The following is a 9,139-nucleotide window of genomic DNA, read 5'->3' on the forward strand; positions in this document are numbered from 1 at the left end:
GCATGTTTCTAAAGCAACTGACTGGATTTATGACACATTGCATTCTTTTAGAGTGTTGTTTGTTGCCTTGTTTTTTGTGAGTATTGGACTGCAAATAGATTTTGAATTTATTGTTGAAAATTATCTGGTAATTTCAATTGTATTATTTTCAGTTTACATTACAAATCATCTTATAAATTCCTTTATTTTAAAACTGTTTTCTTGTAAATGGCACGAAGCAATTTTAGGTGGCGCCTTATTAGCTCAAATTGGAGAGCTAAGTTTTTTAATAAGTTCCTCTGCCTATTCATTAGAAATTATGGAAAACTTTGGTTATAAATTTACTATTAGTTTAATATCACTAACCTTATTAATAAGTCCGTTTTATATTTCAATCACCGAAAAATTATTGAAAATTCATCAGAAAAAGAAAATTTTGAAACAACAAAAAATAAACTAAAAAACTTTAAAAATACTAACCAAAATCAAACAAAAAATAAAAGAAGATGCTAGACGCGAACAGCGAAAAAAATTAGTATTTTGGCTTTTCACTTTTATAGTTACTTTAAGTATTAATTTTCTTACTCTATTAAAAAAGTAACTTTATAAGTTATACACATTAGATTTATTTTATATATGGAAGAAAAACACAATTATTTTATGTCAAAAGCTATTGAATTAGCAAAAAAAGGTATTGATACAAATGCTGGAGGTCCGTTTGGGGCAATTATAGTAAAAAATGGAGAAATTATAGCTGAAGGTTACAATAGTGTAACTTCAAAAAACGATCCAACTGCACATGCAGAAGTAGTTGCCATAAGAAACGCTTGTGAAAAATTAGATTCATTTCAATTAGATGATTGTATAATTTACACATCATGTGAACCTTGTCCAATGTGTTTAGGTGCTATTTATTGGGCAAGACCTAAAAAAGTGTATTATGCTTGTACCAGAGAAGATGCTGCAAATATAGATTTTGATGATCAGTTTATTTATAATGAAATTTCTAAAGAAATAAATGAACGAAAAATTCCGTTTATTAACTTATTAAGGGAAGATGCTTCAGTTGTATTTAAAAATTGGACTGATAAAGAGGATAAAATAGAGTATTAAAAAACTGATTTATGAGTTTAATTAAAGATTTAAATGAGCTTGTTGAAGCCAACATAATTTCAGAAGATATTGCAGGTAAAATACAAGCTTACTATACTAAAAAAGAAAACTCATCTCCTAACAAACTATTTATTGCATTTGGAATTTTAGGTGCTCTTTTAATTGGACTCGGAATTATTTTAATAATAGCACACAACTGGGATTCTTTATCTAAGATTACAAAATCAGTTATTTCATTTGTTCCATTGGTAGTTGGCCAACTAATATGTGCTTTTGTTATTTTAAAAAAGAATACCAACAAAACATGGATAGAGGCATCATCTGTGTTTTTGTTTTTTGCTGTTGGTGCAAGCATATCATTAATTAGTCAAATTTATAATATTCCAGGAAACATAGCTTCATATACAATTACTTGGATGCTTTTGTGTTTGCCAATAGTATATTTAATGAAAGCTAATACCATAGCACTTTTATATATTATAGGTAGTACATTTTATGCCTGTGAACTTGGCTATTGGAATTACCCAAATATTACACCTTACAACTATTGGTTTTTATTACTTTTAATACTTCCTAGCTACTATTTTTTGTATAAAAAAAACCCGAAAAGTAATTTTTTAATTTTTTACAATTGGTTAATCCCAATCTCTCTTGTTATTTCATTAGGTACAGTTACTAATAACTATAGCGAAATAATGTTTGCAGCATATTTAAGTCTTTTTGGAATCTTTTATCTAATAGGAAATTCAATTTATTTTAAAGAACAAAATTTAAGAAACAACAGCTTTTTAGTTATTAGTTCTATTGGTTCTATTGGAATGTTATTATCTTTAAGTTTTAGCTGGTATTGGGATAATTTATTAAAAATTGAATTCCAATTTAATCATTTAAAAGATTTTACCGAAATAATTGCAACAACAATACTTTCTATAGGCGCACTTATTTTACTTTTAAAAAATTTCAACAAGCAATTTATTAAAAACAGTATTTTACTAGAGTTTGTTTTTATTTTATTTATTCTTTCCTTTTTTTATGGACTAAAGTATTCTTTTTCAGTAATATTTATAAACTTAATAATTTTTGCAATTGGTATTTTAACTATAAAAAAAGGCGAACAAAAAAACCATTTTGGCATTTTAAATTTTGGATTACTAATAATAACTGCTTTGGTTATTTGCAGGTTTTTTGATACCGATTTAAGTTTTGTTATTAGAGGTTTACTATTTGTTTGTGTTGGAATAGGATTTTTTATAACAAACTATTGGATGCTTAAAAAAAGAAAAGCAAATGAAAAATAAGACCTTACTAATTTCATTATTTATTGTAGTTGCTTTTATGCAATTGTTTGTTCCTGCCAAAATGATTTTAACCCAAGAGTCTATTTTAAAAACTGGAACTGCCTTTAAATTTAAAACCACACCAATTGATCCTTCTGATCCTTTTAGAGGGAAATATATAGATTTGAATTTTGAAGAAAATAAATTTAAAATTCAAAACAAAAAAGATTGGGTTTTAAATGAAGATATTTATGTGCTTATTGAAAATAACAATCAAGGTTTTGCCGTAATTAAAGATGTTGTAAAAGAAAAACCATCATCAGAAATTAATTTTATTAAAGCAAAAGTCCAATATATTCAATCTTATAAAACCATTAAAAATATTACCATTGAATATCCTTTTCAGCGCTTTTATATGGAAGAATCTAAAGCTAAAGAAGCCGAAAACCTTCATAGAGAAGCTCTTAAAAACGAATACACAACAACCTATGCATTAGTATACCTTAAAAATGGAGAAGCTGTTTTAAAAAACGTATTTATAAACAATACACCCATACAAGATGCTGTAATGCATCACCAAAATAATTAAAATGTTGTTACTTTTTCTTCGTAAAAAAAATTAACTTTACAAGTTAACCAATTATCCCTAATTAATGCATTCTAATAAAGCAATATTGCTTATTTTTTCAATAGTTCTCTTAATTTTCCCAAAACTAACTAGAGCACAAACATCGCTTACTTTAACTTCCACTGGAAACCAAAATTACTGTCCGTTAAGCACCATTAATATTGTTGAAGATTTTAATATTTCAAACCCAACCGCTGCTTCAATAGACAATATATATATTCAAATATCACAAGGATATGTTAGCGGCGAAGATATTTTATCATACACCGGAACAAACCCAAACATTTCTGCACAAAATTTTAGTACCTTAGAAGGTAAACTTGTATTAACGTGGGTGGGAAGCGGAACTCCTGTTGATACAGAATTAATAACTGCTGTTAAAAATGTTGTTTTTAGCAGTACTTCTTCAACGCCATCAGGCACAAGAACTTTTTCAATTACCGTTGGAGAAGCAAATTATTTAGCCTCAACTGGGCATTATTACGAATATGTTTCATCAACTGGAATAACTTGGCAAGATGCAAAAACTGCTGCTGCAGGAAGTGATTATTATGGTTTACAAGGATATTTAGCCACTATTACTTCTGCTGAAGAAGCGCAACTTTCAGGAAAACAAGCTGCCGGAGCTGGTTGGATTGGAGGAAGCGATGCAGCTGTTGAAGGAACTTGGAGATGGGTTACCGGACCAGAAACTGGAAAATCTTTTTGGATTGGAAATGGTAGTGGTACAACTGTTGGAACCGATATTCCTTTTGCAAATTGGAATACAGGTAACAGTGAACCTAATAATTTAGGAAATGAAGATTATGCGCATGTTACCGCTCCAGGTGTTGGAACTTCAGGCTCTTGGAACGATTTAAGTAATACAGGAAATACTTCAGGTGACTATCAACCAAAAGGCTATATTGTAGAATATGGAGGAATGCCAGGAGATCCCGTTTTAAACATTTCTACAAGCACAACTATTTCCATTGCAGAAATTACAGCAACAACACCTAGCTCTAATTGTGGTACAGGAAACGTAACACTTTCTGCAACTGCAAGCACAGGAACCGTAATTTGGTTTAGCGCACCAACCGGAGGAACAAAATTGTGGGTTGGAAACACTTTTACAACAACAATTTCAACTACTACAACATATTATGCAGTTGCTTCTGCTGATGGTATTTGTGACACGGGAAAAAGAAATGCAGTTATTGCAACTATTTATACAATTCCAACAATAACTAGTGTTACAAACACAACAATTTGTAATGCCGGAACAGGAACATTAACAGCAACGGCTTCTGCAGGAACCATAAATTGGTATGATGCTTTAACTGGCGGAAATTTAGTTGGAACTGGAACTTCGTACTCACCAACAATTTCTGCTACAACTACTTACTATGTTAATGCAACAGAAAACGGATGTACAACCGCAACAAGAACTCCGGTTACTATAAATGTTCAATACACAACAACGCCAACAGGAAATGCAACCCAAACTTTTTGCGATATTGAAAATGCTAAAATTTCTAATTTAACTGTTATGGGAACAGCTGTTAATTGGTATGCAAATGCAACTGGAGGAACAGCCTTAAACTCCACTACTTTGCTAACAAATAACACCAATTATTACGCAACGCAAACTGTAAATGGTTGCGAAAGCACAAATAGATTAGCCGTTAATGTTATTATTTACCAAACTGTTGTACCGCTTTCTACCGCTCCTATTTTACAAGAATGCGATACAAATAATGATGGAGATGACATGAATGGTTTTACTATTTTCGATTTAACCTCTATGGAAACAACATTGCTAAATGGTGCTTCTGCTTCCAATTTTTCATTTTCGTATTTTACAGATGCTGCATATTCAAATCTAATAACCACACCAACATCTTTTACCAATACAATTGCAAACGGCCAACCAATTTACGTTCGAATTTCTAATGTTTTTGATACTACTTGTAGTACAGAAACTTTATTTTCTATTCAAGTAAATCAATTACCAAGTATTGTTTCACCTATAACATTTAAAAATTGTGATGAAGATGGAACTCCTAATGGTGTTACTGATTATAACTTAAACGAAGCCAATTCAATTTTAACAAATGGCGATACTAGTTTAACCGTAAGTTATTATCTTACCTTGGCCGATGCAAATTCGGGAAGTGCTACACCAATAAATCCAGCTCCATTTAATAATTCTACCGCTAGTACTGTGTATGCACGAGTAGAAAATTCTTTTGGCTGTTATAGAGTAGCAACCATAAATTTACAAGTTTCAACCACTTCTTTTTCTGCAGGTTTTATGGAAGAACTAGAAAATTGTGATGACGACGCTACCATTGATGGTCTGCACTCTTTTGATCTTACTTTAGCTTCTGCAAACATTATTGCTGAATTTCCTTTAGGACAAAATTTAAGTGTTAAGTATTACAGAAATTTAACAGATGCACAATTAGAACAAAACGAAATTTTACCTCAAAACACATATGTAAGTGAAACTCCATTTTCGCAAATTTTATATGTTAGAGTTGAAAGTAATGATAATGGCGATTGCTTTGGAATTGGACCGCATTTAACATTAACCGTTCATCCACGTCCAGAGTTTGAAGTAGAACCAGAAGCAATTGTGTGTTTAAATTTACCGCCAATTACATTAGATACTTTTAATGCAAATGATACTTATACCTATGAATGGACAGATGAATCAAATACAATAATTAGCAACCAACCAACCGCTACTGTATCAACTGGAGGTGTTTACACTGTTGTTGCAACTTCTGGGTTAAACTGCACATCTTTTGAACAAACTGTTACCGTTTCTGAATCAAATGTGGCAACAATAACTTTAAATGATATTACAATTACTGATGATTCTAATAATAATACCATTACTATAAATACTCAAAATTTAGGAATTGGGGATTATGAATTTTCACTTGACGATTCATTTGGAAATTATCAGGATGATGCTGTTTTTGAAAACGTTGCTCCAGGTATTCACACCATCTACATTCAAGATAAAAATAGTTGTGGTATTTCACAAATTGAAGTTTCTGTAATTGGATTTCCAAAGTTTTTTACCCCAAACAACGATGGTTATAATGATACTTGGCAAATAAAAGGCGTAAGTGATACTTTTTACGCAACTTCTATAATTTACATTTTTGATAGATATGGTAAACTAATTACCAAAATTGATCCTTCTGGAAATGGTTGGGACGGTTATTTTAATGGTAAAATGCTTCCAGCTACAGATTACTGGTTTTCAGTTCAATTAATAGATGATGCTGGAAATATTAGAGAACGAAAAGGCCATTTTAGCTTAATAAGATAAGGTTAAATTTTAAAAAAGTTCTTTTAAAGTTTTAGCTACACCATCGTTTTTATTGGTGTCAGTAACTTTATTAGCAATTTTTAAAACCTCATTATTAGCATTGGCTACGGCAACACCTAATCCAACAGCTTTTAACATTTCAATATCATTATAATTATCGCCAAAAGCAATTACATTTTCCATAGATAATTGTGGGTAAATATTACTTAATAATACTTCAATAGCTGTTTTTTTTGAAATAGATTTATGAGAAATTTCTATATACGTTTCTTTAGATCTGTATAGCATAATTTCTTCTGAAAATTCATTTTCTAATGTTTTATACAATACATCAATTTCATTTTCATCACCCATACACATAATTTTATGCGCACCTTTTCCTTCTGCTTTCCAAGTATTTAAAACCTCTATGTTAGATTTTATTGTTGGAGTAACCTTTGTGTTATTTTCTTCTCTTTTAGCCCAATAATCCATTGTTTGAACATACCATTCATCTGCATGAAACAAACTTAAGTGAATGTTGGTATTTACACATTTGTTAATTGTTGCCTCTAAAACATTGTTATTTATAAATGTTGAGTGTAAAACTTCATTTCCGTGTAACACCAAACCACCGTTGTATGCAATTAAAGGTGTTGTTGTGTTTTCAAATTGTTGCTGCAAATGGCGCATTCCTTTTGGCATTCTTGATGATATTAACACAAATGGAATTGGTGAAATTCTTTTAACCTGAGCAATAGTAAGTTCGGACAGCTCTCTATCTTTATTTAATAAGGTTCCATCAATATCTGTACAAACTAATTGGTATTTCATAAAAATAATTTAGCTGCAAAAGTAATAAATTCAGATTAGAAACCTTTTTTAAATATGCTGCAGTTTTTGTGTATTTTTGACAAAAAAACAAATGAACGCAACAGATTGGCTAGGTTTTATTGGAGTAGCTTTAATATTATTGGCTTACTTTTTAAATGAAACAGGAAAAATATCAAATAAAAATAAGAGTTTTATATTGTTAAATTTAATAGGTTCTTCTTTGGCGTGTTTGGCTTCGGTTTTAATAAATTATGTGCCTTTTATAATTTTAGAAGCAGCTTGGGCTGTAGTTTCTGCCGTATCATTATATAAATACTACAAACCTGCTTAATTGTAATTATTTATTTTTAACATAAATTAGTTTAAAACGTCCGCTGGTTTTATCACGTTCTTCAATTTCAAACTTATTAAGCGATTTAAATAATTGTGTTAGTTTTTCGAACCCAAAATTACGAGCATCAAAATTTGGTTGTTTTTTTATTAGTAAAGTACCAACATCTCCCATAAAAGCCCAACCATCATCATCGGCTGCATCATTAACAGAATTGCGCAATAAACGTATAACCTTTGGTGTAATTTTATCTAAGTTTTCCTTTTTAATTGTTTTTTTGCCATCTTGACTTTCTTCTTCTTTTGCCAATATTTCTAAGTAAATAAACTTATCGCAAGCAACAATAAAAGGATCGGGTGTTTTCTTTTCTCCAATTCCATAAACAACCACGCCTGCTTCACGCAAACGCATTGCCAATTTTGTAAAATCACTATCTGATGAAACCAAGCAAAAACCATTTACTTTTTCTGAATATAAAATATCCATAGCATCAATAATCATTGCCGAATCTGTAGCATTTTTACCTGTAGTATAACTGTATTGTTGAATAGGATTAATAGCGTTTTCAAGCAAAATGTTTTTCCATTTAGCTAATTGAGGCTTTGTCCAATCGCCATAAATACGTTTAATGGTTGGTGTACCATATTTTGCAATTTCTTCCATCATTTCCTTAATGTATTTTGATGGAATATTGTCGCCGTCAATTAAAACGGCCAATTTTGTATCTTTTATCATAATCTATAAATATACGCAAAATAATTTCACTGTAGTATTTTATAAATTCATTTTTAAAATTCGCTTAATTTAAACAGAAAGATTGTTGTATTTTTGATAAGTAACATATTTTAAATTCATATTTACATGAAAAGTATCCTAAAAACTATGAAAGAATTTTTAGAAATAGAACTCTTAAAAATTGGTGATTACAAAATAATGGTAAGTTCAATAGTTTTAATATTGGCTATAATTATATTTACTAAAATTTTATTGTGGTTAATTAAACAAGCCTTATCGCGGCAGCAAGAACAAAACCAATTAGATGCAGGAAATACCTATGCTATTTTTCAAATTATAAAATACCTAATTTGGGTAATTGCTTTTGGCTTTATACTAGAATCTATTGGAGTTAAAATAACTGTTTTAGTTGCTGGTTCGGCAGCGCTTTTGGTTGGGGTTGGTTTAGGTTTACAACAAACTTTTAATGATGTTATTTCTGGTATAATTTTACTTTCTGAACGCTCTATTAAAATAGATGATATTTTAGAAATTGATGGTGATATTTTAAAAATTCAAGAAATTGGTTTGCGTACTTCAAAAGGATTAAATAGAGATGAAATTTCTATAATTATACCAAATTCATTAATTACCACTAACAAAGTTATTAACTGGAGCCACCAATCTAAACAAACACGTTTTAAAATTAACATTGGTGTTGCTTACGGAAGTGATGTTGATTTGGTAGAAAAAGTTTTAAAAGAAAGCGCTTGGGAACATCCAGAAGTTTCAAATAAAGATTTAATTAATATTCGGTTTTTAGATTTTGGAGATTCGTGCTTACTATTTCAAGTAATATTTTTTAGCGAAAACATTTTTAGAATAGAGCGTGTAAAAAGTGATATTAGAAAGGTTATAAACAGAAAGTTTAATGAGCATAATATTACTATTCCATTCCC

The 9,139-nt window shown here is 30.1% G+C and carries 9 protein-coding genes; 7 read left to right on the plus strand and 2 right to left on the minus strand.

All coding sequences use genetic code 11. The features are described from left to right. From ABY298_RS12775 to ABY298_RS12795, 5 genes are all read left to right on the plus strand, one after another. On the plus strand, nucleotides 1–439 hold a 439-nt coding region (locus ABY298_RS12775), incomplete at its 5' end, for a cation:proton antiporter (protein ID WP_372746447.1). 176 nt (nucleotides 440–615) lie between these two features. Continuing rightward, on the plus strand, nucleotides 616–1,092 hold the full coding sequence (locus ABY298_RS12780; protein ID WP_372746448.1) for a nucleoside deaminase: 477 nt from the start codon (nucleotides 616–618) through the stop codon (nucleotides 1,090–1,092). An 11-nt stretch (nucleotides 1,093–1,103) separates the two neighbouring features. Beyond that, nucleotides 1,104–2,390: a DUF2157 domain-containing protein gene (locus ABY298_RS12785; protein WP_372746449.1), complete on the plus strand. Its 1,287-nt coding sequence runs from the start codon at nucleotides 1,104–1,106 to the stop codon at nucleotides 2,388–2,390. After that, entirely contained in the window at nucleotides 2,380–2,958 is a 579-nt protein-coding gene (locus tag ABY298_RS12790; protein ID WP_372746450.1) for a GDYXXLXY domain-containing protein, read from the plus strand. Before ABY298_RS12785 ends, ABY298_RS12790 begins: the two co-directional genes overlap by 11 nt. A gap of 64 nt (nucleotides 2,959–3,022) precedes the next feature. Beyond that, nucleotides 3,023–6,322: a T9SS type B sorting domain-containing protein gene (locus tag ABY298_RS12795; protein ID WP_372746451.1), complete on the plus strand. Its 3,300-nt coding sequence runs from the start codon at nucleotides 3,023–3,025 to the stop codon at nucleotides 6,320–6,322. A 9-nt stretch (nucleotides 6,323–6,331) separates the two neighbouring features. On the opposite strand, the gene ABY298_RS12800 is transcribed toward ABY298_RS12795, so the two are convergent. Continuing rightward, nucleotides 6,332–7,135, minus strand: coding sequence for a Cof-type HAD-IIB family hydrolase (locus tag ABY298_RS12800; protein WP_372746452.1), 804 nt, complete (start codon nucleotides 7,133–7,135; stop codon nucleotides 6,332–6,334). A 91-nt stretch (nucleotides 7,136–7,226) separates the two neighbouring features. On the opposite strand from ABY298_RS12800, the gene ABY298_RS12805 reads away from it, so the two are divergent. Next, a complete protein-coding gene (locus ABY298_RS12805; protein ID WP_372746453.1) occupies nucleotides 7,227–7,466 on the plus strand; it encodes a hypothetical protein in 240 nt (79 codons plus the stop codon). Between the two features lie 6 nt (nucleotides 7,467–7,472). On the opposite strand, the gene ABY298_RS12810 is transcribed toward ABY298_RS12805, so the two are convergent. Then, complete coding sequence (locus ABY298_RS12810; RefSeq protein ID WP_372746454.1) at nucleotides 7,473–8,201, minus strand: NYN domain-containing protein; 729 nt, start codon at nucleotides 8,199–8,201, stop codon at nucleotides 7,473–7,475. A 126-nt stretch (nucleotides 8,202–8,327) separates the two neighbouring features. Between ABY298_RS12810 and ABY298_RS12815 the strand changes: the two genes are divergently transcribed. After that, nucleotides 8,328–9,139: mechanosensitive ion channel family protein (locus tag ABY298_RS12815; protein WP_372746455.1), on the plus strand; the 812-nt coding region annotated here is incomplete at its 3' end.

This window comes from Lutibacter sp., from assembly GCF_041596795.1.
Taxonomy (GTDB): Bacteria; Bacteroidota; Bacteroidia; order Flavobacteriales; family Flavobacteriaceae; genus Lutibacter.

Bases quoted from the DNA above. Each gene is read 5' to 3' on its own strand.
- ABY298_RS12780 (WP_372746448.1), top strand. From the start codon at position 616: ATGGAAGAAAAACACAATTATTTTATGTCAAAAGCTATTGAATTAGCA.
- ABY298_RS12785 (WP_372746449.1), top strand. From the start codon at position 1,104: ATGAGTTTAATTAAAGATTTAAATGAGCTTGTTGAAGCCAACATAATT.
- ABY298_RS12790 (WP_372746450.1), top strand. From the start codon at position 2,380: ATGAAAAATAAGACCTTACTAATTTCATTATTTATTGTAGTTGCTTTT.
- ABY298_RS12795 (WP_372746451.1), top strand. From the start codon at position 3,023: ATGCATTCTAATAAAGCAATATTGCTTATTTTTTCAATAGTTCTCTTA.
- ABY298_RS12800 (WP_372746452.1), bottom strand. From the start codon at position 7,135: ATGAAATACCAATTAGTTTGTACAGATATTGATGGAACCTTATTAAAT.
- ABY298_RS12805 (WP_372746453.1), top strand. From the start codon at position 7,227: ATGAACGCAACAGATTGGCTAGGTTTTATTGGAGTAGCTTTAATATTA.
- ABY298_RS12810 (WP_372746454.1), bottom strand. From the start codon at position 8,201: ATGATAAAAGATACAAAATTGGCCGTTTTAATTGACGGCGACAATATT.